Origin of the sequence: Amycolatopsis sp. EV170708-02-1, assembly GCF_022479115.1 — a bacterium.
Classification (GTDB): domain Bacteria; phylum Actinomycetota; class Actinomycetes; order Mycobacteriales; family Pseudonocardiaceae; genus Amycolatopsis.
This window is the reverse complement of the sequence record NZ_CP092497.1, coordinates 1,067,858-1,093,685: the sequence shown is the minus strand read 5'-3', so window position 1 is coordinate 1,093,685 and position 25,828 is coordinate 1,067,858. Positions and strand designations below refer to the sequence as shown.

General features: G+C 69.3%; 27 protein-coding genes. 21 read left to right on the top strand and 6 right to left on the bottom strand.

Annotated features, from left to right (window positions below; all coding sequences use genetic code 11):
- The first annotated feature begins 1 nt into the window (after position 1).
- The 9 genes from MJQ72_RS04860 (at position 2) to MJQ72_RS04820 (ending at position 8,965) form a co-directional block, all read left to right on the top strand.
- On the top strand, positions 2-850 hold the full coding sequence (locus tag MJQ72_RS04860; protein ID WP_016332769.1) for an ABC transporter permease: 849 nt from the start codon (positions 2-4) through the stop codon (positions 848-850).
- Positions 847-2,181: an MCE family protein gene (locus MJQ72_RS04855; RefSeq protein ID WP_240597946.1), complete on the top strand. Its 1,335-nt coding sequence runs from the start codon at positions 847-849 to the stop codon at positions 2,179-2,181. Before MJQ72_RS04860 ends, MJQ72_RS04855 begins: the two co-directional genes overlap by 4 nt.
- 130 nt (positions 2,182-2,311) lie before the next feature.
- On the top strand, positions 2,312-3,349 hold the full coding sequence (locus MJQ72_RS04850; protein ID WP_240597945.1) for an MCE family protein: 1,038 nt from the start codon (positions 2,312-2,314) through the stop codon (positions 3,347-3,349).
- Positions 3,346-4,377: an MCE family protein gene (locus tag MJQ72_RS04845; protein ID WP_240597944.1), complete on the top strand. Its 1,032-nt coding sequence runs from the start codon at positions 3,346-3,348 to the stop codon at positions 4,375-4,377. Before MJQ72_RS04850 ends, MJQ72_RS04845 begins: the two co-directional genes overlap by 4 nt.
- On the top strand, positions 4,374-5,555 hold the full coding sequence (locus tag MJQ72_RS04840; RefSeq protein WP_240597943.1) for an MCE family protein: 1,182 nt from the start codon (positions 4,374-4,376) through the stop codon (positions 5,553-5,555). Before MJQ72_RS04845 ends, MJQ72_RS04840 begins: the two co-directional genes overlap by 4 nt.
- On the top strand, positions 5,552-6,754 hold the full coding sequence (locus tag MJQ72_RS04835; protein ID WP_240597942.1) for an MCE family protein: 1,203 nt from the start codon (positions 5,552-5,554) through the stop codon (positions 6,752-6,754). The genes MJQ72_RS04840 and MJQ72_RS04835 overlap by 4 nt, the downstream gene beginning before the upstream one ends.
- The gene (locus MJQ72_RS04830) at positions 6,751-7,986 is read left to right on the top strand and encodes an MCE family protein (RefSeq protein ID WP_240597941.1); all 1,236 of its coding nucleotides are present in this window, start codon (positions 6,751-6,753) and stop codon (positions 7,984-7,986) included. Before MJQ72_RS04835 ends, MJQ72_RS04830 begins: the two co-directional genes overlap by 4 nt.
- Positions 7,986-8,474 carry a hypothetical protein gene (locus MJQ72_RS04825; RefSeq protein WP_240597940.1) on the top strand — a complete coding sequence of 163 codons (489 nt, stop codon included), beginning with the start codon at positions 7,986-7,988 and terminating at the stop codon, positions 8,472-8,474. Before MJQ72_RS04830 ends, MJQ72_RS04825 begins: the two co-directional genes overlap by 1 nt.
- On the top strand, positions 8,471-8,965 hold the full coding sequence (locus MJQ72_RS04820) for a hypothetical protein (protein WP_240597939.1): 495 nt from the start codon (positions 8,471-8,473) through the stop codon (positions 8,963-8,965). Before MJQ72_RS04825 ends, MJQ72_RS04820 begins: the two co-directional genes overlap by 4 nt.
- Here MJQ72_RS04820 and MJQ72_RS04815 read toward each other — a convergent pair whose 3' ends face one another.
- Complete coding sequence (locus MJQ72_RS04815) at positions 8,966-9,439, bottom strand: hypothetical protein (RefSeq protein ID WP_240597938.1); 474 nt, start codon at positions 9,437-9,439, stop codon at positions 8,966-8,968.
- 175 nt (positions 9,440-9,614) lie between these two features.
- Between MJQ72_RS04815 and MJQ72_RS04810 the strand changes: the two genes are divergently transcribed.
- The 3 genes from MJQ72_RS04810 (at position 9,615) to MJQ72_RS04800 (ending at position 13,302) form a co-directional block, all read left to right on the top strand.
- Positions 9,615-10,859, top strand: a complete 1,245-nt coding sequence (locus tag MJQ72_RS04810) for an aminotransferase class I/II-fold pyridoxal phosphate-dependent enzyme (protein ID WP_240597937.1) — start codon at positions 9,615-9,617, stop codon at positions 10,857-10,859.
- 333 nt (positions 10,860-11,192) lie between these two features.
- Complete coding sequence (locus MJQ72_RS04805) at positions 11,193-12,137, top strand: ferritin-like domain-containing protein (protein ID WP_240597936.1); 945 nt, start codon at positions 11,193-11,195, stop codon at positions 12,135-12,137.
- Positions 12,138-12,204: 67 nt separating this feature from the next.
- The gene (locus MJQ72_RS04800) at positions 12,205-13,302 is read left to right on the top strand and encodes an NAD(P)/FAD-dependent oxidoreductase (RefSeq protein WP_240597935.1); all 1,098 of its coding nucleotides are present in this window, start codon (positions 12,205-12,207) and stop codon (positions 13,300-13,302) included.
- A 159-nt stretch (positions 13,303-13,461) separates the two neighbouring features.
- On the opposite strand, the gene MJQ72_RS04795 is transcribed toward MJQ72_RS04800, so the two are convergent.
- Entirely contained in the window at positions 13,462-15,252 is a 1,791-nt protein-coding gene (locus MJQ72_RS04795) for a long-chain fatty acid--CoA ligase (RefSeq protein WP_240597934.1), read from the bottom strand.
- 125 nt (positions 15,253-15,377) lie between these two features.
- Here MJQ72_RS04795 and MJQ72_RS04790 point away from each other — a divergent pair, with 125 nt between their 5' ends.
- The 7 genes from MJQ72_RS04790 (at position 15,378) to MJQ72_RS04760 (ending at position 20,688) form a co-directional block, all read left to right on the top strand.
- Positions 15,378-15,788 carry a polyketide cyclase / dehydrase and lipid transport gene (locus MJQ72_RS04790; RefSeq protein ID WP_072028015.1) on the top strand — a complete coding sequence of 137 codons (411 nt, stop codon included), beginning with the start codon at positions 15,378-15,380 and terminating at the stop codon, positions 15,786-15,788.
- An 8-nt stretch (positions 15,789-15,796) separates the two neighbouring features.
- On the top strand, positions 15,797-16,585 hold the full coding sequence (locus MJQ72_RS04785; RefSeq protein WP_038516186.1) for a metallophosphoesterase: 789 nt from the start codon (positions 15,797-15,799) through the stop codon (positions 16,583-16,585).
- 197 nt (positions 16,586-16,782) lie between these two features.
- Positions 16,783-17,223 (top strand): SRPBCC family protein, encoded by a 441-nt coding sequence (locus tag MJQ72_RS04780; RefSeq protein WP_125688204.1) that lies wholly within the window; start codon positions 16,783-16,785, stop codon positions 17,221-17,223.
- Positions 17,224-17,237: 14 nt separating this feature from the next.
- Complete coding sequence (locus tag MJQ72_RS04775; protein WP_240597933.1) at positions 17,238-18,419, top strand: ArsA family ATPase; 1,182 nt, start codon at positions 17,238-17,240, stop codon at positions 18,417-18,419.
- Positions 18,416-18,835, top strand: coding sequence for a hypothetical protein (locus tag MJQ72_RS04770; RefSeq protein WP_063275077.1), 420 nt, complete (start codon positions 18,416-18,418; stop codon positions 18,833-18,835). The genes MJQ72_RS04775 and MJQ72_RS04770 overlap by 4 nt, the downstream gene beginning before the upstream one ends.
- 16 nt (positions 18,836-18,851) lie before the next feature.
- Positions 18,852-19,811, top strand: a complete 960-nt coding sequence (locus tag MJQ72_RS04765) for an ROK family protein (RefSeq protein ID WP_038516178.1) — start codon at positions 18,852-18,854, stop codon at positions 19,809-19,811.
- A gap of 4 nt (positions 19,812-19,815) precedes the next feature.
- Complete coding sequence (locus MJQ72_RS04760) at positions 19,816-20,688, top strand: NUDIX domain-containing protein (protein WP_240597932.1); 873 nt, start codon at positions 19,816-19,818, stop codon at positions 20,686-20,688.
- 61 nt (positions 20,689-20,749) lie between these two features.
- On the opposite strand, the gene MJQ72_RS04755 is transcribed toward MJQ72_RS04760, so the two are convergent.
- The 3 genes from MJQ72_RS04755 to MJQ72_RS04745 are packed head-to-tail and all read right to left on the bottom strand — an operon-like array spanning position 20,750 to position 23,171.
- Positions 20,750-21,892, bottom strand: coding sequence for a glutamate--cysteine ligase (locus tag MJQ72_RS04755; protein WP_240597931.1), 1,143 nt, complete (start codon positions 21,890-21,892; stop codon positions 20,750-20,752).
- A 20-nt stretch (positions 21,893-21,912) separates the two neighbouring features.
- The gene (locus tag MJQ72_RS04750) at positions 21,913-22,404 is read right to left on the bottom strand and encodes a hypothetical protein (RefSeq protein WP_240597930.1); all 492 of its coding nucleotides are present in this window, start codon (positions 22,402-22,404) and stop codon (positions 21,913-21,915) included.
- Positions 22,401-23,171, bottom strand: a complete 771-nt coding sequence (locus MJQ72_RS04745; protein WP_240597929.1) for a carboxylesterase — start codon at positions 23,169-23,171, stop codon at positions 22,401-22,403. Before MJQ72_RS04745 ends, MJQ72_RS04750 begins: the two co-directional genes overlap by 4 nt.
- A gap of 214 nt (positions 23,172-23,385) precedes the next feature.
- Between MJQ72_RS04745 and MJQ72_RS04740 the strand changes: the two genes are divergently transcribed.
- The gene (locus tag MJQ72_RS04740; protein WP_240597928.1) at positions 23,386-24,147 is read left to right on the top strand and encodes a 1-acyl-sn-glycerol-3-phosphate acyltransferase; all 762 of its coding nucleotides are present in this window, start codon (positions 23,386-23,388) and stop codon (positions 24,145-24,147) included.
- A 20-nt stretch (positions 24,148-24,167) separates the two neighbouring features.
- Positions 24,168-24,653, top strand: coding sequence for a polyadenylate-specific 3'-exoribonuclease AS (locus MJQ72_RS04735; RefSeq protein WP_016332795.1), 486 nt, complete (start codon positions 24,168-24,170; stop codon positions 24,651-24,653).
- Between the two features lie 88 nt (positions 24,654-24,741).
- Here MJQ72_RS04735 and MJQ72_RS04730 read toward each other — a convergent pair whose 3' ends face one another.
- Positions 24,742-25,818: a 3-deoxy-7-phosphoheptulonate synthase gene (locus MJQ72_RS04730; RefSeq protein ID WP_240597927.1), complete on the bottom strand. Its 1,077-nt coding sequence runs from the start codon at positions 25,816-25,818 to the stop codon at positions 24,742-24,744.
- Positions 25,819-25,828 lie beyond the last annotated feature (10 nt).

Here is a 25,828-nt window from a genome sequence, read left to right as displayed (position 1 = left end):
CATGGCAGGCGAACCCGCTGTCTCCGACCGGACGCTCGAGATCATCGCGCGTCCCGGTGCGATGCTGGAAGGCTTCGGCGGCCAGCTGTCGTTCTACTTCCGCGCGCTGGCCTGGACCCCGCGCACGATCCGGCGCTACGGCCGGGAGATCTTCCGCCTGCTGACCGAAGTCAGCTTCGGCACCGGCGCGCTCGCGGTGATCGGCGGGACGCTCGGCGTGATGATCGGGATGACGCTGTTCACCGGTCTCATCGTCGGCCTGCAGGGGTATTCGGCGCTGAACCAGCTCGGCACCGCCGCGCTCACCGGGTTCATCTCGGCCTACTTCAACACCCGCGAGGTGGCGCCGCTTTCGGCCGGGCTCGCGCTTTCGGCCACCGTCGGCTGCGGGTTCACCGCGCAACTGGGCGCGATGAAGATCTCCGAGGAGATCGACGCGCTCGAAGTGATGGGTGTGCCGAGCATGCCGTACCTGGTGACGACGCGGGTGATCGCCGGTGTCACCGCGGTCATCCCGCTCTACGCCGTCGGCCTGCTCTCGTCCTATCTCGCCTCGCGGCAGATCACCATCTGGCTCTACGGCCAGTCCGCGGGCACCTACGACCACTACTTCACGCTGTTCCTGCCACCCGAGGACGTGCTCTGGTCGTTCCTCAAGGTGATCATCTTCAGCGTGCTGGTCATCCTGTCGCATTGCTACTACGGCTATACCGCCAGCGGTGGGCCCGCCGGGGTCGGTGTCGCGGTCGGCCGCGCGGTGCGGACGTCGATCGTGCTGATCTCGGTGCTCGACTTCTTCCTGAGCCTCGCGATCTGGGGCGCCACCACGACAGTGAGGATTTCCGGGTGAACAGGAGGATTCTGCTGCAGCGGCTCCGGCACCAGGTGCTGGGCCTGATCTTCCTCGTGGTGGTCGTGCTGTTCTTCGTCACCACCATCGCCTTCTACCAGAAGGCCTTCACGTCGGTGACGCTGGTGAAACTGGAGACCGACCGCATCGGCAACCAGATGCGGGCGGGCGCGGACGTCAAGGTGCGCGGGATGGTCGTCGGCGAGGTGCGGTCGATCCAGGCCCACGGGGATCGCGCGACGATGGATCTGGCGCTGCAGCCGGACAAGACGCCGGTCATCCCGTCGAACGTGTCCGCGCGGCTGCTGCCGAAGACGCTGTTCGGCGAGCGGTACGTCGCCTTGCAGATCCCCGAGAAACCCGAGCGCCACATCGCCGAGGGCGACGTGATCCCGCAGGACCGCAGCAGCAGCGCGATCGAGCTGGAAACCGTGCTCGGCAACGTGATGCCGTTGCTGCAGGCCGTCCAGCCGGAGAAGATGGCCAGCACGCTCAACGCCGTCGCGTCCGCTTTGGACGGTCAGGGCAAACAGCTCGGCGCGACGATGGCGGGGCTTTCGGACTACCTCGGCAAGGTGAACCCGTCGCTGCCCGACCTCAAGGCCGACATCACCGGAGTCGCCGACGCCGCCAAGATCTACGACAAGGCCGCGCCGGATCTGCTGGCCGCGCTCTCGGATCTGACCACCACGAGCAAGACCCTGGTGGAGAGCCAGCGCGGCCTCGCCGACGTCTACTCGACGGTGACGGCGGCGTCGATCGACCTGACGAGCTTCCTGAAAGTGAACCAGGACAACCTGATCCGCCTCACCACGAACCTGCAGCCCACTTTGGACGTCCTCGCGAAATACGCGCCGGAGTACCCGTGCCTGCTCAAACAGCTCGCCGGATCGGTGCCGCGCGCGGAACTCGCGTTCGGCAAGGGCACCGCGCATCCCGAGGTCAGCCGGGTGACGATCGAGTTCACGCCGAGCCGGGGCAAGTACCTGCCCGGGGTCGACGAGCCGAAGTACAACGACAAACGCGGGCCGCGGTGCTATCCGGAGCTCCCGCCGCCGGGCCGCTGGCCCCAGTATCCGCCGGACGGCGCCATCGACGACGGATCGTCGAAGCCCGCGCCGCCGCGCGACCCCGACGGCACCCTGCCTTCGGACGGGACCATTCCCGCGGGCGGGGGTGCGGGTGGTTCGGTGGTGAACTCGCCGGACGAGCAGCGGCTGATCGATCTGCTCGTGTCGCCGGCCATGGGCACGCCGCCGGACCAGGTGCCGAACTGGGGCAGCCTGCTGGTGGGGCCGCTGTACCGCGGGGCGGAGGTGGAGCTGCGATGAGGACTCAGCCGAGCTCGGGCCGGGCCGGGCTGAAAGCGTCCTTCACCGCATGCCACGCGGTGAAGGGAGCTTTCACCACGTCGCATGCGGTGAAAGCGTCCTTCAGCCCCCGGGAAGGGAGGGGCACCCGATGAGGTCCTTCGTCCCGGATCTGGTCAAGATCCTCGTCTTCGCGGTCGTCACGGTGCTGCTCACCGCGATCCTCGGCGCCACCATCGCGAACACCAACTTCGGCGAGACCTCGGGCTACACGGCCAAGTTCACCGACGCGTCCGGCCTGAAGGAGGGCGACGACGTCCGCATCGTCGGCGTGAAGGTCGGCCAGGTCGGCAAGATCGAGGTCGAGGAGGGCGAGCGGAATTTCGCCCAGGTCCATTTCGACGTCCAGACCTCGCACCGGCTGCCCGCGTCGGTGACCGCGACCATCAAGTACCGCAACCTCGTCGGGCAGCGGTATCTCTCGCTCGGCACGGATATCGGGGACGAGAAGTCGTTGCCCCGCGGCGGGGTCATCCCGCCCGAGCGCACCAAGCCGGCGCTGAACCTGACGGTGCTCTTCAACGGGTTCAAGCCGCTCTTCCGCGCGCTGAACCCCGAGGACGTCAACAAACTGTCCTACGAGATCATCCAGGTCTTCCAGGGCGAGGGCGGCACGATCACCAGCCTGCTCGCGCACACCGCGTCGGTCACGTCGGCCATCGCGGGCAAGGACAAGATCATCGGTGAGGTCATCGCGAACCTCAACACCGTGCTGGGCACGGTCGAGCAACGCTCGCCGCAGCTGGGCGAGCTGATCGATCAGACCCAGCGGCTGGTCACGGGGCTTTCCGAGCAGCGGCAGCCGATCGGGGAGGCGGTCAAGGCACTCGGCGACCTCACCGTCGCCACGACCGGCCTGCTCGCCGACGCGCGGCCCGCGATCAAGGACGACGTCGCGCAGCTCGGCGCGCTGTCGCAGAACCTCGGCGATTCGGAACAGCTGCTCGACCATCTCCTGCAGGTGCTGCCGGGCAACCTGCAGAAGTTCACCAGGACGCTGAGCTACGGCAGCTGGTTCAACTACTACCTGTGCGGGATCTCCGGCAGCATCGGCATCAAGTCGCTCGACATCGAACTGCCGATCACGCCGCTGCCCGGCACGCAGCGACCGGAGAGGTGCGGGCCGTGAAGCCGCTCAAGGAACGCAACCAGGCCGTGGTCGGCGGCGTGACGCTGATCCTGATCGTGCTGATCACGGCGACGACCTACTTCTCCGACCGGATCCCGTTGTTCGGCAGCGGGACGACGTACTCGGCGTACTTCGGCGAGTCGGCCGGGCTGGCGCCGGACAACGAGGTCCAGGTCGCCGGGGTCAAGGTCGGGCAGGTCAGCTCGGTGGAACTGGCGGGCAAGAAGGTGCTTGTGAAGTTCCGCGTCAAGGACGTCCGGGTCGGCGACGCGACCGCCGCGTCGATCGAGATCAAGACGCTGCTGGGCGAGAAGTTCCTCGCGCTCACCCCGAAAGGCAAGGGGAACCAGGACCCGAACACCACCATCGGGCTCGACCGCACGCGGACACCGTTCGAGCTGCAGGACGCGTTCCAGGAGCTTTCGGGCACGGTCGGCGACATCGACACCGCGCAGCTGGCGACGAGTTTCACCGTCCTCTCCGACGCGCTCAAGGACAGCCCGCAGTACCTCAAGGACGCCCTCGGCGGGCTTTCCTCCCTGTCCAAGACGGTGTCCTCCCGCGACGGTGAGCTGAAGACGTTGCTGGCCAACACGAGCAAGGTGTCCAAGACGCTGTCCGATCGCAACGCGCAGCTGAAACGGATCCTCGACGACGGCAACCTCCTGCTCGCCGAACTGCAGAACCGGAAGGACGCGATCAGCACCTTGCTCAAGGGCACGCAACAGGTTTCCGCGCAGCTGTCCGGTCTCGTCGCCGACAACCGGCAACAGCTGAAGCCGACACTGGAGAAACTCGGCAAGGTCACCGACATCCTGCAGCGCAACCAGGACAACCTCAGCCGCAGCCTCGCGCTGATGGCGCCGTTCGCCCGCGTCGGGGCCAACGCGACCGGCAACGGACGCTGGTTCGAGGGCTATCTGTGCGGCCTGCTGCCGCCGACGATCATCGCGGGCGCGTTCCAGGTGAACCCGGAGGGCTGCACCCCGCCGATCGCTGCGCCGAACCAGGGGGTGGGCGGACGATGAGCACCCGGACCCGCACGCTGTACAACTGGGTGGCGTTCGCCTGCGTCCTCGTGCTGCTCCTGACCGCCGGGCTGTGGCTGGTGTTCAAGGAACCGGGCGGGACCAGGATCAGCGCCTACTTCGGCAAGACCGTCGGGCTCTACGCGGGTTCGTCGGTCCGGGTGCTCGGGGTGAAGGTCGGGGAGATCACCGGCGTGACCCCGCAGGGCGAGGCGGTCCGGGTCGACATGCGGATCGACGGCGACACCCCGATCCCGGCCGACGCGGGCGCCGTCGTCGTAGCGCCGAGCCTGGTCAGCGACCGCTACGTCCAGCTGACCCCGGCTTACGAAAGCGGCCCCGAAATGGCGACGGACACGGTGATCGCCAAGGAGAAGACCGCGACACCCGCCGAACTCGACGACCTCTACACGAGCCTCGACAAGCTCTCGACCAGCCTCGGCCCCAACGGCGCCAACAAGAACGGCGCGCTCTCCGACGTGCTCGACACCGCGGCGGCGAACCTCGCCGGCAACGGGAAGAACCTCAACACCACGGTGACGCGGCTGTCCGAACTGGCCAAGACCCTGGACAGCTCCAAAGGCGACCTGTTCACCACCGTGCAGAACCTGAACTCCTTCACCGGCGCGCTGGCCGAAAGCGACAAGCAGCTCAACGAGTTCTACCGCCGGGCGGCGGACGTGAGCGGGTTCTTGGCCGCGGACTCCGCGGACGTGGGCGGCGCGCTGAGCTCCCTGGCGACGGCGATGGGCGACGTCGAGAAGTTCGTCGCGGAGAACAAGGACCTGCTCTCGTCCAATGTGGACAAGCTGGCCGGGCTGACGAAGGTGCTCGTGGACCAGCGGGCCTCGCTCGCCGAGGTGATCGACATCGCGCCGACCGGGGCGACCAACTTCATCAACTCCTACGACGCCGCGTCCGGCACGATCGCGGTGCGCGACAACCTGAACGAGCTGACCCACCCGCCGATCCTGACCGTCTGCCGCCTGATCAGCGCCAGCACGCCGAAACCGATCCCGGACGCGCTGGGCAACATCTGCAAGCAGCTCGCGCCCGTCCTCGACGGCACGCTGAAGCTCCCGTCGGTCCCGCAGGTCCTGGCCTCGCTGCAGAGTGGCGAACTGCCGCCGCTGCCGCTCCCGCTCGTCGACGTCATGACCAAGGGGATCCCGAAATGAGGCGGCAACGGCAGAAGATCGCGGGAGTGATGGCGGGCGTCCTCGTGCTCGCCGGCTGCAGTGACGGCGGTTTTTCGGGGCTGTACAACACTCCGTTGCCGGGTGGCGCGGATCTCGGCGATCACCCGTACCGGCTCTCCGCGCAGTTTTCCGACGTCCTGGACCTCGTGCCGCAGGCGAGCGTGAAGGTCAACGACGTCCCGGTCGGCCGCGTCGAGAAGATCGATCTCGCGCCGGACACCCGTTCGGCATGGGTGAGCATGGTCGTCAACGGCGACATCGCGCTGCCCGCGAACGCGCGTGCCGAGCTGCGGCAGTCGAGCCTGCTCGGAGAGAAGTTCGTCGATCTGCACGCCCCGGAGAAGCCCGAGGGAGCGCTCGCCGAGGGCGCGAAGATCCCGCTGGACCGCACGAACCGCAACCCCGAGGTCGAAGAGGTCCTCGGCGCGCTTTCCCTGCTGCTCAACGGCGGCGGCGTCGAGCAGATCCAGAAGATCAGCCACGAGCTCAACGAGGCGCTCACCGGCAACGAGGCCGAGGTCCGCTCCCTGCTGTCCCAAGTGGACAAGCTCGCCACGGAACTCGACGGGCACAAGGGCGAGATCCTGCGTGCGATCGACGGTCTCGACAAACTGTCCAAGACCCTGGTCGGCCAGACACAGAACATCACGAACGCGCTCGACAACCTCTCGCCGGGGCTCAAGGTCGTGACCGAGCAGCGGGATCAGCTCGTCGGCATGCTGCAGTCGCTGAACACGCTGTCCGGGGTCGCGACCGAGACGATCAACGCGAGCAAGGACAAGCTGGTCGCGAACCTGCGCGCGTTGCAGCCCACGCTGAAGAAGCTGACCGAGGCGGGCCAGGACCTGCCGACGGCGCTGCGGATCCTGCTCACGTATCCGTTCCCGGACTACGCGGGCAACGTGATCAAGGGCGACTACGCGAACGTCGAGGCCAAGATCGATCTGAAGCTGGACACGTTCCTGGAGAACATGAACAACTCGTCGCAACCGATCATCCAGCTGCCGGGCACCCAGGGCACCGGCACGCCCGGGGCGATCCCGTTCAACAACGGTGCGGCCCCGCCGGTGTTGCCGTTGCCCGGTGATCTCCCGCAAGCGCCTCCGGCTGCCCAAGGGGACGCGCTGGGCGGCGTGCTCGGCGGGATCCTCGGGCCGCTGCTGGGAGGTGGCCGGTGATCACGCGCAAGATCAGGATCCAGCTGGCGGTGTTCGTCGTCATCGCGGTGGTTTCGGTCGTCTACGCGGGTGGCAACTACGCCGGGCTGGACCGGCTCTTCGGCACCCGCGGCTACCTCGTCACCGCGCAGCTCGTGGACTCCGGCGGGATCTTCGTCAACGCCGAGGTCTCCTATCGCGGCGTCGCGGTCGGCAAGGTCGCGTCGATGACGCTCACCGAGCACGGCATCGACCTCGGTCTCGACATCGATTCGGACGCGCCGAAGATCCCCGCGGACACCAAGGCCGCGGTCGCGAACCGGTCGGCGGTGGGGGAGCAATACGTCGATCTGCTGCCCATGCACGAAAACGGGCCGTACCTCACCGAGGGTTCGGTCATCAAACGCGACAAGACCTCGATCCCGCTCGCCCCGGACACCGTGCTGTCCAATTTGGACAAACTGGTGTCGAGTGTGAAGCCGGAATCGTTGCGGACCGTGGTCGACGAGACCTACGAGGCGTTCGCGAACGCCGGCCCGGATCTGCGGCAGCTGCTGAACAGCACCGGTTCGCTCACCGCGACCGCGACGCAGTACCTGCCCGACACCCAGGGCCTGCTCGCCAACTCGCGGACGGTGCTGGACACGCAGCGGCGGCAGGCGGACAACATCACCCAGTTCTCCAGCGGGCTCAAGACGATCGCCGCGCAGCTGAAGACGTCCGACCCGGACCTGCGGCGCGTGATCGACGAGGCGCCGAAGCTGAGCCGCCAGATCAGCGACGTGCTCGCGGTGTCCGGGACCGACCTCGGGGTGCTGTTCGCGAACACGCTCACGACCGCCCAGATCACCTCCGCCCGCACCGACGCCATCGAGGAACTCCTGGTCGCGTACCCGATCATCTCGGCGTTCTCGCGTTCGACGTCGCCGGACGGCACCGGTCACCTCGGCGTGGTGTTCAACTTCTTCGACCCGGTCTCGTGCACGAAGGGCTACGAGGGCACGAAGCAGCGTCCCGCCAACGACACCACCGAAGCGCCGGTGAACACCCAGGCGTACTGCGCCGAGCCGCCGGGAAGCCCCACCGGCGTGCGCGGCTCGCAAAACGCTCCGTACGCCGGAAAGCCGCCCGCGGTTCCGGAGCGGCCGAAGCAGACCCCGCAGGCGGCGGAATCTGCTCAGCTGCCGGGTGTGCTGAGCCTGCTCTCCGGGTCCGCGCCCGGCGGGCTCGGCGCGTTGCTGGGCGGGAAGTGATGCTCACCCGCGCCCTCACCGTCGTGGCCGCGCTGGCGGTCCTCGCGGCCGCCTGGTTCGGCTGGTCGTGGTGGCGTGCCGCGGGCGACGACGGCCTGGCCAGGGGCCGCGAACGCGAGGCCGTCCTCGCCGCCGCGTCCGGCCAGCTGGAGGTGCTCAACACGATCGACTACCGCAGCGGCGCGAAGGACGTCGACCGCTGGCTCGGCGTCACCACCGGACGGCTCGGCAAGGACCTCACCGGCGACCGGCAGATCCAGATCGACCGGGCGACCGCGAGCAAGACCGTCGCCACCGCCAAGCTCAAGCAGGCCGCGGTCACCGAGCTCGACGCCGTCGCCGGGACGGCGCGCCTGATGGCCGTGCTGGACGTACGGGTCAGCACCGGCGGCGGGTCGGCCGCGCCGAAGGTGAGCAGGCTGACGGTGGACTACCAGCGCGTCGCGGACGGCTGGAAGGTCAGCGCGGTCCAGGCGGCGGGCTCATGACCGGGCGTGTCCCGCGGCTCCTGATCGCGATCATCGTGCTGGCCGGCGGCTGCGCGGTGTGGTTCGGCCTCCAGGCGTCCTCGCTGGGCTCGGACGGCAACGCGGCGCTGGTGGACCAGGCCGCCACGGCCGAGGTCGCGGACCAGGTCGGCGCCGGGGTGAAGGCGGTGTTCTCCTACGACTACAGCAACCTCGCGCGGACCGAGCGGGCCGCCGCCGACGTGCTGACCGGCGAGGCGACCGGGCAGTACCGGGACCAGTTCGCGTCGGCGCGGAAGCGGGCCGAGGAAGGGAAGCTGGTGCGCACGACGACGGTGCGGTCACTGGGCGTGCGGTCCCTGCGCGGCGACCAGGCCGAGGTGCTGCTGTTCCTCGACCAGCAGACGATGACCGCCGGTGGCGGGGCGCCGCAGTCGACGGTGTCCCAGCTTTCGGTCATCGCGCAGCGCGTCGACGGACGGTGGAAGATCTCCCAGCTCATCCCGCTGTGATCAGGAGACGCGTTTCATGTTCGCGCCGGTGATCGTGCCGCCGGAAACGGTGTAAGAACCGGAAAAAGTGCGGAGTGACCCATCGGTCTGCCGGGCCGAAAGATCGACGTGGACGGTGTTCCCGCGTACGTTCCGCACGGTGACGACGGTCCAGGAAGTCGTCGCGTATCCACTGGCCCAGGACGCAAAAGTGCCGCCTTTCGCCAGTCGTTGCCCGCCGAGATTCCACGCGGTGGGGAAATCACGCCGGTTGATCGCGTCGTAGAAGGCGATCACCGTTTGCGCCACGGGAACCGAGGGTGCGACATAAACCGTCTGCGGCGGGGCGGCGACCGCGGGCGGCTGGATCACGATCGTGTTCGGCGGAGCGGCCACCGCGACGGCCGGAGTCGCCGTTCCCTGATTCGGGACCGCGCACGCGGCCAGCGCGCCCGCCGTCATCAGCGTCGCCGCCGCCCATTTCTTCGCTCCCATTTTTCTCCCCTTTTCCTCGTGCGCCGAGAATGCGGGAAACGGTGCCGGGCCAATAGGGGATTTGGCCTCGTTACGAGTGCTGAAAAACGCACCGGAACCGTTATCGGATCTTGCGCGCGCGGGCCGAGGGCCACCCTCGTCTCACGCCGGATCGCCACCGGGTTTAGCGTTAGGCATGACCACTGCACCTGTCGATGTCGAGAGCGCCCGCCGCGACTACGCGGCCCTCGTCGACCGTGGCCTCTCCCTGGACATCACCCGCGGCAAGCCGTCCCCTCGCCAGCTGGACCTCGCCGACGGGCTGCTCGCCCTCCCCGGAGACGTGCGCAAGGCCGAGGACGGCACGGACGTCCGCAACTACGGCGGCCTCAAGGGCCTGCCCGAGCTCCGCCGCATCTTCGCCGGGCCGCTGCAGGTCCCGGCCGAGCAGCTGCTGGCCGCGGGCAACTCCAGCCTGGAGCTCATGCACGACTCGATCGTGCAGGCCTTCCTCAGCAAGCTCCCCGGCGCCGAGCGCCGCTGGGCCGACGAGCCGAGCGTCAAGTTCCTGTGCCCCGTGCCGGGCTACGACCGGCACTTCGCGCTGGCGGAGCGCTTCGGGATCGAGCTGATCCAGGTGCCGCTCACCGAAACCGGCCCGAACATGGGCTTCGTCGAGCGTCTCGTCGCCGAGGACGCCGCGATCAAGGGCATCTGGTGCGTGCCGAAGTACAGCAACCCGACCGGCGTCACCTACAGCGACGACACCGTGCGCCGCCTGGCGACGATGGTCACGGCCGCCCCGGACTTCCGGATCTTCTGGGACAACGCCTACGCCGTGCACCACCTCACCGACGAAGAGGCGCACCTGGCGGACCTGCTCGCGCTGGCCACCGAGGCGGGCAACGCCGACCGCGTGTTCGTCTTCGGCTCCACCTCGAAGGTCACCTACGCGGGTGGCGGTGTCGGCTTCTTCGGCGCCTCCGAGGCGAACCTGGCCTGGTGGACCGGCCTCATCGGCAAGCGGACCATCGGCCCGGACAAGGTCAACCAGCTCCGCCACGCGCAGTTCCTGCGCGACGAGGACGGCGTCCGCGAGCACATGCGCAAGCACGCCGAGCTCATCGGGCCGAAGTTCGCGGCCGTCGACGAGATCCTCACCAAGGAACTGGGCGAATCGGGCCTCGCGTCCTGGACCAAGCCGACCGGCGGGTACTTCATCTCGCTGACCGTGCCGTCCGGGACCGCCAAGGAGGTCGTGCGGCTGGCCAAGGAGGCGGGTATCGCCCTGACCCCGGCCGGCGCGACCCACCCGTACGGCGACGACCCCGAGGACGCCGTCATCCGCATCGCGCCGACGTACCCCGAGCTGGCCGAGGTGGAAGAGGCCATCCGCGGCCTCGCCGTCTGCGTTCGCCTTGCCGCGGCGACGAAGGACTAAGTCCGAGGCCCAGGCAGAGGGCATGTCGCGAAAGCCACTTTCGCGACGTGACCCGCCGGGGTACCGCTCCGGCGGGCACGCGTGATCAGACGGACGACACGCGTGACTGGCCGGACGGCACGCGCACGGCCGGGGTCGCGCCCCGATCCGTCCCTCTGGACACGCGTGTCGTCCGTCTGATCACGTGTGTCGGCCATTCGGTCACGCGACATCGTCCGTGACACGTCTGCCCTGTCCCGAAAACAAGTCCGAGATCTTCTCCAATCCGGGCCGCGAGTGGTTCCGAACGTCCGAGTGGGTGGGTGTGCACCGCAAAGACGAGAGGAACCACTCGTGTTCGGAAAGCCCTTCGTTCGTACCCTGATCTCCCGCAGCGCCGAGAACCGCACGGACCGCCGCCGGTTCCTGAAGGCCGCGGGCGCGGCGGGGCTCGGTGTCGTCGGCGCGACCTACCTCGGGGTTCAGGCCACTTCATCCGCGTCCGCGACGGGTGAGGCCGCCGCCGCGGACGCGCCCAGCGACGCGGCCGTCCTCAACTTCGCGCTCAACCTGGAGTACCTCGAAGCCGAGTTCTACTCCTTCGCCGTCCACGGCCGCGGGCTGCCGGACGACCTCACCGGTGGCGCCGGCACCCAGGGCGGGGTCGCCGGCGGCAAGAAGGTGATGTTCCACGACAAGGCGCTGCACCAGTTCGCGAAGGAGATCGCGGGCGACGAGGTCGCGCACGTCAAGTTCCTGCGCGGTGCGCTGGGTGAGGCGGCGGTGTCGCGGCCCGAGATCGACCTCAAGAACAGCTTCACCGCCGCCGCCCGTGCCGCCGGGCTGATCAGCGAGTACCAGCAGTTCGACCCGTTCGCCAACGAGAAGAACTTCCTGCTCGCGGCGTTCCTGTTCGAGGACGTCGGCGTGACGGCCTACAAGGGCGCCGCCCCGCTGATCACCAACAAGACGTTCCTCGACGCGGCCGCCGGCATCCTGGCCGCCGAGGCCTACCACGCCGCCACCATCCGGACCGCGCTGTTCGACCGGGAACTCGGCGACGCGGCCGCCAAGATCTCCAACGCGCGCGACGCCCTCGACGGTCCCGGAGACGACGACCAGGGCATCCTGCTCGGCAACCAGGCCAACATCGTGCCGGCCGACCAGAACGGCATCTGCTTCGGCCGGAGCGCCGACCGGGTGCTGAACGTCGTCTACCTGAACGCGGGCGCGGTGAAGGAGGGCGGGTTCTTCCCCAAGGGCGTCAACGGCGACATCGTGGCCAGCGGCGGCGCGTGATCCTCCTCTGCCGTGTCGCCGTTTCCCGGTACCGTCGGGGGCCGGCGACACGAGGAGGGGGTTCGCGGTGAAGGCAGTGATCATCGGCGGCGGCGTCTCGGGCACGGTGACCGCGATGGCGTTGCGGCGGGCGGGGATCGAGGCGAGCGTCCACGAGGCGTACCCGTCCGGCGGCGAGGACGCGGGCGCGTTCCTGACGATCATGCACAACGGCATGGACGCCCTGCGCGCCATCGATGCCGACGGGCCGGTGATCGGCAACTCCTTCAGCGCGGCGGGTCTGGAACTCGTGACGCCGGACGGACGGACGGTCGAACGACGTTCCTTCGACATCGAGGGCCTCGCCGGGCCGCGCACGATGACGCGGGCGTCGCTTTACCGCGCGCTGCAGGAGGAGGCGATCTCACGCGGGATCACCTTCGAACGCGGGAAACGGCTGGTTTCAGCCTCGCCGGGGGTCGCTCGCTTCGAGGACGGTTCCGTGGCCGAGGGCGACATCCTGATCGGCGCCGACGGCCTGCGCTCGGTCGTCCGGACGATCATCGACCCGGACTGCCCGCCGCCGCGCTCGACGGGCCTCGACGTCGTTTACGGCTACACGACCGACCCGGGTATCCCGCAGGCGCCGTCCCTCTATCGGATGATCCAGAGCTTGCACGCCTTCTTCGGCTACACGAGCACGCCCGACGGCGTGACGTACTGGTTCGCGCGGCTTCCCACGGCCGAAGGCGTGCGCTCCGGCCTTTCGCCGGCCGAATGGCGCTCGGCCGCTTTCGCCGCTTTCGACGGGGAACCGTTGCCCGCCGCGGAAATCATCGCGTCGACGGGCGACGACGTGTTCGGCGGCCATTCCTACGACGTGCCCTCGACGCCGGTGTGGTCCAACGCGTCGATGGTGCTCGTCGGCGACGCGGCGCACGCGGCCTCGCCCGCCGCGGGACAGGGCGCGTCGATGGCGCTGGAGGACAGTGTCGTGCTGGCGCAGTGTCTGCGGGATCTTCCCGACGCGCCAACGGCTTTCGCGGCCTATGAGCGGCTGCGGCGGGCGCGGGTGGAGGAGCTGGTGGCGAGCAGCGCGGCGGTGTCGTCGGGGGTGAACTCCGACCGGGACCGGAACTGGCTGTACCGGCACCACATCGACTGGGACGAGACCATTCGCGTTTAGCCGACCGACCGCGAGTGCCCGTGAGGGCCTCCTTCACTACCTTCAGGGTAGGGAAGGAGGCCCTCACGGCGACAGCGCCCGGGGCGACTGTCCTGAAGGCCACCTTCAGGGCAGAAATGTCCACAATGGACGATTGCTCTGCCTGGAGCGCGCGAAAAGCTACTTCTTGTACAGGGCTTCGATGTCGGTCGCGTAGTTCTTGTTCACGATGTTGCGCTTCAGCTTCAGGCTCGGCGTGATCTCCCCGCCCGCTTCGGTGAAGTCCTTCGAGAGGATCGTGAACTTCTTGATCGCTTCGGCCTGCGACACCGCGCTGTTGGCCTGATCGACGGCCGTCTGGATCTCGGCGCGCAGTTCGGCGTCGTCGGCCAGATCGGACACCGACGCGTCGGCGGGCTTGCCGTGCTGCGACTTCCACGACGGGAAGTACTCCTCGTCGATGGTGATCAGCGCGCCGATGAAGGGCCGCTGGTCGCCGACGACCATCGCCTGGCTGACCAGCGGGCTGGCCTTGATGGTGTCCTCGAGCCCGGACGGGGCGACGTTCTTGCCGCCCGCCGTGACGATGATCTCCTTCTTGCGCCCGGTGATCTTCAGGAAGCCGTCGTCGTCCAGCTCGCCGAGGTCGCCGGTGTGGAACCAGCCGTCCTCCAGCGCTTCGGCGGTCGCTTCGGCGTTGTTGAAGTAGCCGCCGAACACGACGTCGCCCTTGAGCAGGATCTCGCCGTCGTCGGCGATGCGGACCGAAGTGCCGGCGACCGGGCGGCCCACCGTGCCGACGCGGAAGCCGTTCTGGGTGCCGACGCAGGCCGCGGCGGAGGTCTCGGTCAGGCCGTAGCCCTCGAACACCGGGACGCCGATGCCGCGGAAGAAGTGCGCCAGCCGCACACCGAGCGGGGCACCGCCGGACACCGCGGCGACGCACCGGCCGCCGAGGGCCGCACGCAGCTTGCTGAACACGAGCTTGTCGAACAGCGCGTGCTTGACCTTCAGGCCCAGCCCGGCGCCGCCGGTGTCCTGAGCCTGGCTGTACGCGACCGCGGTGGCTTCGGCGGCGTCGAAGATCTTGCCCTTGCCGTCGCCGTGCGCCTTCTGCTTGGCGCCGTTGTAGACCTTCTCGAACACGCGCGGCACGGCGACGACGAAGGTCGGCCGGAAGGTGCCGAGGTCGGCGACGAGGTTCTTGACGTCCGACGTGTGCCCGAGCGTCACCCGAGCGCTGAGCGCGGTCACCGCGATGGCGCGGGCGAGGACGTGCGCGAGCGGCAGGAACACCAGTAGCGAGTTGCCCTGCTCCATCAGCTGCGGGAACGCGGCGATGTCGGCGCGGATCTCGGCGAGGAGGTTCCGGTGGGTGAGCTCGACACCCTTGGGGCGGCCGGTCGTGCCCGAGGTGTACACGATCGTGGCCAGATCGCCCGCCTTCACCGTGCGGCGGCGCTCGTGCAGGTCGTCGTCGCTCAGGTCGGCGCCCTGCGTGGTGAGCTGGTCGACGGCGCCCGCCTCGATCTGCCAGGTGTGCTCCAGCGCGTCGAGACGGCCCTTGACGGTCTCCAGCGTCGCGACGTGGTCGTCGGTCTCGACGAAGACGGCCTTCGCGGCCGAGTCCGAGAGGATCCAGTGGACCTGCTCGGCCGACGACGTGTCGTAGATCGGGACGGTGACCGCGCCGGCGGCCCAGATCGCGAAGTCGATCAGGGTCCATTCGTAGCGGGTCTTGGACATGAGCCCGACCCGGTCGCCCGGTGCGATACCCGCCTGGGCCATTCCCTTGGCCACGGCCAGAACCTGGGCGGCGAAGTCTTTGGCGGTGACGTCCAACCAGGTACCGTCGACCTGGCGGCGGAAACTCACCACATCGGAGAACCGCTCGGCGTTCGCCCAGACGACGTCGGCGAGATTCTCGTCGTCGGTCACCGGATTGGCGGCGGGGGCGCTGTATTCGCGCACGAGGAACCTCCGTGTTCGCGTGCAAGTGGTGTGACCGGTGTTACCCGCCAGTCAACTTAGCGTGCCGTGCACCTTAAGACCATGCTGACGAATCGGCCATACCCAGGGCATGACATTCTGCCGTTGTGAACCAGGCGCCGCCAGCTCTCGACATCGTCGACGAGACCTTCCTCGTGGTCCCGCCCTCCACCGTGGCCGCCGCTTTCGCGGATCCGCGATCTTGGTCACGTTATTGGCCGGACCTCGTCCTGGAGGTCTACACCGACCGCGGGGACCAAGGATTGCGCTGGACCGTGCGGGGTGCCTTGATCGGTACCATGGAGGTCTGGCTCGAGCCGGTGCTCGACGGCACCTTGCTGCACTACTTCCTGCGCGCCACCCCCGCCGGCCCCGACGGGGAGCCGATCGGCCTGGCACCGCGGGAACTGCGCCGCGAGTTCGACCGCCGCGCCCGCGCCGCCAAGGCGATCGCGCTCGGGCTCAAGGAGGTCCTGGAGGACGGGCGCGAGCCCGGGGTCGGTCCCCGGGCCGAGTAGGGGAGAGCATGCGGGTTCACGTGGTGTCGGACGTGCACGGCAACGCCGACGCGCTCAAACGCGCGGGTGACGGCGCCGACGCGTTGATCGTCCTGGGCGACCTGCTGGACTTCGTCGACTACCGCGAGCACGACAAGGGCATCATGGGCGCGCTGTTCGGCGCCGAGAAGGTCGGCGAGTTCGCGCGCCTGCGGCGTGAGGGCACTCGTGATGAGACCGTTGCCTTCTCGCGATCGTTGTGGGCCACATTGGCCGATCCCGCCGCCGCCGTCGGCGAGGCGATCCACGACCAGTACGGCGTCCTGTTCGGCGCGTTGACCGCGCCGACGTTCGCGACCCCCGGCAACGTCGACGACCCCTCGCTGTGGCCCGAGTTCGCCGGCGACGGCATCACCGTCCTCGACGGCGAGGTCGCCGAGTTCGGCGGCCTGCGGTTCGGCTTCATCGGCGGCGCGCTCCTCCCGCCGAACGTGGTCCCGCGCCGCAACGGTTTCTGGCGGCCGTACCTGCGCACCCGCGAGGAGTACGACGTCGCGGTCGCCGGGCTGGAGAACGTCGACGTCCTGTGCACCCACATCCCGCCCGCCGTCCCGGAGCTGACCTACGACGTGATCGCGCGGCGCTCCGAGATCGGCTCGGCGGCGCTGGTGGACCTCATCCGCGAACAGCGGCCGCGCTGGTCGGTCTTCGGGCACGTCCACCAGCCGCTGACCCCGAGGACGAGGCTCGGCAGGACCGAATGCCGTAACGTCGGTCACTTCAAAGAGACCGCGCAGCCGTACGTGCTGCGCTGGTGACGCTCGGCTCCGGCTAGGTGCTGATCCTCGGGCGCGCGCTGCCGGATTCGAGCAGCCGGGCCGAGGCTCAGCCGCGATGTCGCTTTACGTCGATCGGCGGCCCGCCTCCTCGAATCCGGGCCTTCGGCGCAAAGAAACGCGCGCGTGTGGTCACCCGCCCGCCCGGGAACCGCACGACACGCTCTAGGCTTCACTCCATGGCCGAGCAGTCCACGCAATCCATCGAGGTCGACGCCGAGCCCGAGCGGGTCATGGCCGTCATCGCCGACTTTCCCGCGTACCCGGAATGGGCCAAGGCCGTCCGGGAGACCGAGGTGCTCGGCGAGGACGCCGACGGCCGCGCCAAGCAGGTGAAACTCACCCTCGACGCCGGGCCCATCAAGGACGTCTACACCCTCGAGTACGACTGGGACGCCGACGGCCACGGAGTCAGCTGGCACCTGGTCAAGGGGCAGATGCAGAAGGCGCAGAACGGCCGCTACGCGCTCGAAGCGCTGGGCGCCGGACGCACCAAGGTGACGTATACGCTGTCCGTCGAGCTGGCGCTGCCGATGATCGGGCTGCTGCGCCGCAAGGCCGAGAAGATGGTCATGGACACCGCGCTCAAGGAGCTCAAGAAGCGCGCTGAAGCATCCTGAGTCGAAGGGTAGGCATGCGGATCCTGCTGTTCACCGGCAAGGGGGGTGTCGGCAAGACCACGCTGGCCGCGGCGACGGCGGCGGCACTGGCCGGGCGGGGCAGGAAGACGCTCGTGGTCTCGACCGACCCGGCGCATTCCCTCGGTGACGCCTTCGGCCGCCCGCTCGGCGGCGAACCGTCCGAAGTGGACGCTGTGTCCGATGGTCCCTCCGCGGTAGGGAGTACGTCGGGACTGCTCCACGCCGCCCAGATCGACACCCGCGGCCTCGTCGACAGCACCTGGCGCGAGCTCCGGGGGGAACTGCAGGCCGCGCTCGCGGGCGTGGGCCTCGGCTCGCTCGACGCCGAAGAACTCACCGTGGTGCCCGGCGTCGACGAACTCCTCGCCCTCACCGAGGTCCAGCGGCTCGCCGAGCACGGTCCTTGGGAGACGGTCGTCGTCGACTGCGGTCCGACCGCGGAAACCCTGCGCCTGCTGGCTTTGCCCGAAGCCGTCTCCGGCTATCTGTCGAGGATGTTCAAACCCGGCGCGCGGCGGACGGCGGCCGCGGTGCGGCGGCTCGGCGCGCATCTGGAGTCGCTGCGCACGCTGCTGACCGACCCGGCCACCACCACCGTGCGGCTCGTGCTGACGCCGGAGCGCGTCGTCGTCGCCGAAGCTCGCCGCACGCTCAGTTCCCTTGCCCTGCGCGGAATCCTGGTCGACGGCCTGATCGTCAACCGGTTGATGCCCGCGCCCGGGTTCTGGCGCGGCGCCGCGGCCACGTGGATGCGGACCCGGCGCACCCAGCAGAACGCGGTCCTCGCCGAACTCGCCGACGCGGGCTTCGGGCCCGGACAGGTGAAGCCCGTCGAGCACCGCGCCGTCGAGCCGGTGGGGCTCGAAGCGCTGCAGGAAATCGCGTACGAGCTCTATCAAGGGCTGGATCCCTTGGCAGGGAACGAAAAAGGTGTCACCCCGCTGCTGCAGGTCGCCGAATCGGACGACGGCTACGAGCTGCGTGTCGCGGTGCCGTTGCACCGCGATTCCGAAGTGGACCTGGCCAGAGTGGACGATGATCTCGCCGTCACCGTGGACGGTTTCCGGCGGCTGATCGCGCTGCCGGAGATGCTGCGCCCGTGCCGGATCACCGGTGCGGAATCCGACGCGCACGGCCTGGTCGTGAGCCTGGCCGGGAACCGGGGACCCGGGTGAGCGAGAACAACGAGTACACCGGATCGAAGCCGCTCGAACTGGCCGAAGAGATCCGCCTCCTGGTCGAATTGGTCGTCGAGCACGCCGCACCGTGGCTGGAGGGCCTGATCTCCGCCGGGCACGGCTGCACCGACCACGACGCCGACGGGTGGTGCCCGCTCTGCGCGATCGTCGGGATCTTCCGAGGGGAACGGCCCGAGTTCGTGGCCCGCCTGATGGAGCAGGCCGCGCAGCTCGTCGCTTTACTGCGGGCGGTGCTCGCCGATCGGTGGGAGCCCGAGGCGGGCGTGCACATGCCGGGGTTCCAGCCTGCGCGGAAGGAGCCCGCGGCCGAAGATGTGCCGATGGGAGCTTCGCGGGTCCAGCACATCACGGTGACCAGGCGCGACGCTTGGCAGCCGGACCGGGAGAACTGAGTTGCTGACGGTAGGGGTGGACGTCGGGGGCACGAGCGTGCGCGCCGGCGTGGTGGACGAGCACGGCTCGCTGATGGACACCGCCAGGGTCGGGACGCCCAGCGGGGAGGACGCGCTCGAAGACGCCATCGCCGGGGTCGTCGAAGACCTCCGCAACCGGCACGATGTGTCCGGCGTCGGGCTCGCGGTCGCCGGATTCGTCGCGAAGGACCGGCGGACGGTGATGTTCGCGCCGCATCTGTCCTGGCGTGCCGCGCCGGTCGCCGAGCGCATCGAAAAGCGGGTCGGCCTGCCGGTGACCCTGGAGCACGACGTGAACGCCGCCGCGGTCGGCGAATACCGCTTCGGGGCCGCCCGCGGCGCTCATGTCGCCGCGCTGATCGCCCTCGGCACCGGGATCGGCGCGGGACTGCTGCTCGACGGCAAGATCTACCGGGGCGCGTACGGTGTCGCGCCGGAACTCGGGCACCTCACCGTCGTCCCCGGCGGCAGGCCCTGCCCGTGCGGGAAGTACGGCTGCTGGGAGCGGTACTGCAGCGGGACGGCGCTGGCCGCGACGGCGGTGGAACTGCTCGCGCGCCATCCCGGCCGCTCGACCGTGCTGGCGCGCGAGACCAGGGGAGACCCCGGCTCGGTCACCGGCCGTCGCGTCGCCGGGGCCGCCCGCGACGGCGACCCGATCGCCCAGCGCGCGATGACCGAGCTGGCGAAGTGGCTGGCCGAGGGGCTCGCGCTGGTCGCCGACGTCTTCGATCCCGAGCTGATCGTGATCGGCGGTGGTGTGTCGGAATCGGCTCCGCTGTTCCTCGACGAGGCCCGCGAGCACTACGCGGACAAGATCACCGGTGCCGGGCACCGTCCGCTGGCGCGGATCAGGGCCGCGCACCACGGCGACGATTCCGCGATCGTGGGCGCCGCCGCGCTCGCCGTCGACGCGGCGAAGGCTCCCGGTGCCGAGATCGGTGTGACACGCTGAAGCCGTGACCCGGCAGGACGGCAACGGCTTCGTGAAGTGCGACTTCGGGCATCTTCACTGGGGTTTGCACGGCGCGGCCGGGTTGCTGCTGTCCGATCCCGCGCGCGGTGTCCTGCTGCAGCGGCGGGCCTGGTGGGTCCACCATGGACGCACCTGGGCGCTGCCCGGGGGCGCCGTCGAGGCGGGGGAGAGTCCGCGTGACGCGGCCACCCGTGAGGCGCACGAGGAGGCCGACATCCCGCCCGCGCGGGTCCGTCCGCTGGCCGCGTCGCACGTCGACCACGGGAACTGGCGCTACACCACGGTCCTGGCCGTGCCGATCGGCCCGCTTTCGGCCAGGGTGAAGAGCGCGGAGAGCGCGGAACTGCGATGGGTACGCGCGGGCGAGGTCGCGGACTTCCGGTTGCATCGCGACTTCGCGGCGGCGTGGCCGGGATTGAGGGAACACGTGGATCGCGGGCTGGTACTGGTGGTCGACGGCGCGAACGTCGTCGGATCGCGGCCGGACGGCTGGTGGCGGGACCGGCGCGGCGCCGCGGAACGGTTGCGGGACAAGCTCGCGACCCTGTCCGGGACCGGGCTCGCCGATCCGGCGCTGCCCGGTGGCGGCGGATGGTCCTGGTGGCCGAAGGTCGTCCTGGTCGTCGAGGGCAAGGCGCGGGGAGTCGCGCCGGTGCCCGGGGTCGAGGTCGTCGAGGCCGACGGCGAAGGCGACGACAAGATCGTGGCCGTCGCGCGGGAAGCCCGTGCCGCGGGCCCGGACGACCACGTCGTCGTGGTGACCGCCGACCGGGAGCTGCGGTCCCGCGTCGAGGCCCTGGGCGCGTCCACCTTCGGCCCCGGCACTCTCCTGGGGCACCTCGACTCCCGCGTTTAGTCCTCTGAATGCGGTAGTTGCACGCGCAAGGACCGCATTCAGAGGACTAAACGCGCGAGGGTCAGGGGCGCGCGATCTTCCCGTCCCGCATCTCCGCGATGAGCGAAGCGACGACGGCGCGAAGGCTGCCGTTGTACTGCTTCGCCACCGCGCGCTGCCGCAGGTAGCTGGGCCCGTACTCGAGGATGGTCTCCACCGAACGCAGTTCGTCGGCGCAGTCCAGGCGCCGGGCCACCGGTTCGAGCCGGTCCAGCAGGTCGTAGGTGTCGTCGGTGACGAGCCGCTCGTTGCCCGCCGCGTCGAGGATGACGATCGCGTCGACGCCGTAGCGCGCCGCGCGCCACTTGTTCTCCTGGACGTGCCACGGCGGCAGCGTCGGCAGGATCTCGCCGTCGTCGAGGCGCGCGCTGAAGTCGTCGACCAGGCATTGGGTCAGCGCCGAGATCGCGCCGACCTCCTCCAGCGTCGGCAGCCCGTCGCACACCCGCATCTCGATCGTCCCGAAATGCGGCGCGGGCCGGATGTCCCAGCGGATCTCGGAGAAGTGGTCGATCACGCCCGTGGTGAACATGTCGTCGACGTAGCTCTCCAGCTCGGTCCACTTCCGGAACTGGAACGGCAGCCCGGCGGTCGGCAGCTGCTGGAACATCAGCGCGCGGTTCGACGCGTACCCGGTGTCCTCCGCGCCCCAGTACGGCGAAGACGCCGAAAGCGCTTGCAGGTGCGGCGCGTACTTGAGCAGCGCGTCCAGGATCGGCAGGGCCTTGTCCCGGTGGTCGACGCCGACGTGCACGTGGACGCCGTAGATCAGCATCTGCCGCCCCCACCACTGGGTCCGGTCGATGAGCTTGGCGTAGCGCTCCTTGTCCGTGACCTTCTGCTGGTACCAGGTCGAGAACGGATGCGAACCGGCGGAGAACAGCTCGACGCCCAGCGGGTCCAGCACCGAATGCACCACGTCGAGAGAGGTGTTCAGATCGGCCTTGACCTCGGCGATCGTGTCGCAGATCCCGCTGATCACCTCGATGGTGTTGAGCAGCAGTTCCTGTTTGATCTTCGGATGCTCTTCCTCGCCGTCGGGACGGACGGCGTCGAGCACCTGCTCCGCGACCGACGAGAGCTCACCGGTCCGCCGGTCGACGAGGGCGAGTTCCCATTCCGCGCCGACCGTCGACCGGCGCGAGGGAGTGAAGTCGATCTTCATCTTCCGAATTGTCCGGTAGTTCAGACCTGGGCGCCGTTGTGCGGATCCGCGCCGGGCGGCGGCCCCTGGCGCACCCGCAGGAGGAGCAGGGCGATCGCGGTCGCGAGGGCGAGGATCCCGAGCGGCGTGCCGAGCCGGGTGCCCATGCCGATCAGGGTCGGCGCGATCAGCAGCAGCAGGCCGAGCAGGAAGAAAAGCAGGACGATGAACGCGCCCTTGCGCGGACGCGGCAGTGGAGGCGGCTCGGGCGGCACGAAGTGGCCCTCGTCGTCGCTCGACCCGGCCGGGTCGTCCTCGAAGAGAGTCTTGTCCCAGCTGGTGCCGCCGCCGCGCCAGCCCGGTTCGGGTTCGGCGTCCGACGGCTCGGGCCGGGGTGCCTTCTCGGCGGGCTTCTCCGGCGTTTTCTCCAGGTCGTCTTCCGGGAACAGGCCGACGCCCTCCGCACGGAGGTCGGCCACGATCTCGGCGAACGTCGCGTCGACGTCCTCCGGCCCGTCCTTGCCTCTGCTCATCCGGCGTCCACCTGTCCCGCCCGGCGCACGGACCGGGCGAAGTCCACCGTACGCGTGAAGATCAGGCCCGCGTCGTGGTCTTGCGTGGCGACGTGGAAGCTGTTCTCCAGCACCACCTCGGTCACGTCGTCGCTGCCGATCCCGTCCAGGATCACCCGGGAGTTGACCGGCTCGACGATATGGTCGACGGCCGAGTGGAGCAGGAGCACCGGCTGGGTCACCTTGCGCAGATCCGCGCGGGTGAGCTTCCACAGCTTCGCCAGGCTCGCCGCGGCGCGCACGGGCGTCCGCGAGTAGGCGAGCTCGGTCTCGCCCGGCTTCGCGATGTCGTTGGCCACGCCCGGGACCGAGGGCAGGATCCTCGACAGGACGGGCAGCAGCTTGGCGTCCCAGCGCAGCGTCATGACCGACGGGTTCACCAGCACGATGCCGGCGATCCGGTCGCCGAACTCCTCGGCCAGCCGCAGGGTCAGCGTCCCGCCCATCGACATCCCCGCGACGAACACCGTCTCGCAGGTCGAGAAGAGCGCCAGCAGCTCTTCGCGGACCGCGCCGTACCAGTCCTCCCAGCCTGTCCGGTTCATGTCCTGCCACCGGGTCCCGTGCCCGGGCAGCAGCGGGCAGCGCACCGTGTACCCGGCTTCGGCGAGATGGTCGCCCCACGGCCGCATACTCGCGGGAGTGCCGGTGAATCCGTGGCACAGCAGGAACCCTGCTTCGGTCGAACCGGTGTGAGCGAACGGTTCCGCGCCGGCGAGGACGGCCATGCGATCGCCTTCCGTGAGAGCTGGGTAGGTCTACTATGTTCGCACGACCGGAGCGGCTTGTGGGGCCCCGGCCACTGCCGGAATCGGGCCGGTTCGGGTGTGAGATCCGTCGCTGGGTGCGGGTAACCGGGTGGACTTCGTTGTGTCCGGGGTGCGCGATTCGTAGTCTTGACCATCGGGCGCAGGGGTTGAGCTGCTAGGAGGAGTTTTCGCAGTGCTGTACTGGCTCATGAAACACGTGTTTATCGGGCCACTGCTCAAGGCACTGTGGCCCACCAAAGTCGTCGGCGCGGAGAACATCCCCGACGACGGTGGCGCGATCCTCGCGGGCAACCACCTCGCGGTCGCCGACTCCTTCTTCATGCCGCTGCGCGTCAAGCGCAAGGTGACCTTCCCGGCCAAATCGGAGTACTTCACCGAAAAGGGCTTCAAGGGCCTGCTGAAGAAATGGTTCTTCACCGGCGTCGGCCAGTTCCCGATCGACCGCTCCGGCGGCAACGCGGCGCAGGCCGCGCTCGACACCGCGACCCGGCTGGTCCGTGAAGGACACCTCCTCGGCATCTACCCCGAAGGCACCCGCTCCCCGGACGGCCGCCTGTACAAGGGCAAGACCGGTGTCGCGCGGATCGCGCTCGAATCCGGCGGCGTCGTGGTCCCGGTCGCCATGATCGGCACCGACAAGGTCAACCCGATCGGCTCGAAGATGTGGTGGCCGCGCCGCCTCGAGATCCGCTTCGGCAAGCCGCTCGACTTCTCGCGTTACGAAGGCCTCGCCGGCGACCGCTTCATCGAGCGGTCCATCACCGACGAGATCATGTACGCGCTCATGGAGCTGTCCGGCCAGGAGTACGTCGACATCTACGCCGCCAAGGCGAAGGAACTGATCGCCGCCGAGGAGGCGGGAGTCCGCCCGAAGGTGCCCGCGCAGCCGTCCGCCCAGGACGTCGCCCGTATCCCGGACACCAAGGTCGGCTGAGGCCCCACTAGGGTTCTCCGGTGCGCTTTTTCTACGACACCGAATTCATTGAGGACGGCGTGACCATCGATCTGGTGTCGATCGGTGTCGTGGACGAAAGAGGCCGCGAGTTCTACGCGGTCTCGACCGATTTCGATCCCGGCAAGGCCGGCCCCTGGGTCCGCGACAACGTGCTCCCGAAACTCCCGTCGCCCGCCGACCCGGCGTGGCGCAGCCGCGAGAAGATCCGCACGGATCTGCTCGAGTTCTTCGGCAAACCGCCCGGCGGGATCGAACTGTGGGCCTGGTTCGCCGCCTACGACCACGTCGCGCTGGCGCAGCTGTGGGGGCCGATGCCCGCGCTGCCGCGTCAGCTGCCGCGCTTCACGCGTGACCTGCGGCAACGCTGGGAGGACGCGGGCAAGCCGAAGCTGCCGTCGGCCCCGGACGACCAGCACGACGCGCTGGCGGACGCGCGGCACAACTACCAGCGGTGGCAGATCATCGAGTCCTACTGGCACCGGTAAGGAGTCAGGGCGGCGGTGGCGTGGTGGGGCGCGTCTCGTGAGTGGCAAGGACGGTTAGAACCGTCCTTGCCACTCACGAGGCAGGGGGTCAGCGCCGCGAGTCGACCGCCTCCGCGAGGGTGTCCAGCAACTCCGCCGTCGTCTCCCACCCGAGGCAAGCGTCCGTGATCGACTGCCCGTAGGTCAGCGAAGCGGCCGAGCCGAGCGTCAGGTCCTGCCGCCCCTCCACCAGGAAGCTCTCCAGCATCAGCCCCGCGATACCCCGCTCACCGGCCCCGATCCGCCCGGCGAGCTCGCGGACGACCGAAGCCTGCCGCACGTGGTCCTTCGCGCTGTTGCCGTGGCTCGCGTCGATGATCACGCGTTCCGGCAGCCCCGATTTCGCCAGCCGCGCCAGCGTGTCGGCCACCGTCGCGGGGTCGTAGTTCGGACCGGCGGAGCTGCCGCGCAGGATGACGTGGCAGTCCTCGTTGCCCGCGGTGGTGATGAGCGCGGCGAGCCCGTCGGGGTTGATCCCGGCGAAGACGTGGCTCGCGCCGGCCGCGCGGGTGGCGTCGACGGCGACCTGGACGTCGCCCTCGGTCGAGTTCTTGATCCCGACCGGCATCGACAGCGCGCTGCACAGCTGCCGGTGCACCTGGCTCGCCGCGGTCCGCGCGCCGATGGATCCCCAGGTCACGGTGTCGGAGATGAACTGCGGGGTGATCGGGTCGAGGAATTCGCAGCCCACCGGCAGGCCGAGCGCGGAGATGTCGAGCAGCAGTTTGCGCGCCATCCGCAGGCCGTGGTTGACCTCGTACGTCCCGTCGAGGCCGGGGTCGTTGATGAGGCCCTTCCAGCCCAGCGTGGTCCGCGGCTTCTCGAAGTAGACGCGCATGACGATGTGCAGGTCGCGGCGGTGTTCCTCGGCCTTGGCGGCGAGACGGCGGGCGTAGTCGAGCGCGGCGTCCGCGTCGTGCACCGAGCAGGGTCCGACGACGACGAGGAGCCGGTCGTCCCGGCCGTCGAGGATGTCGACGGCGGAGGCCCGCCCGGCTAGGACGGTATCGGCGATTTCCGCCGTCATCGGATGTTCGTGCCGCAGCATCGCGGGCGACAGCAGCGGGTCGATGGCCGCCGTGCGGTGCCCGTCGAGGGCGATCAGGGTGTCAGCGGAGGGAGACATCGCGGGTCTG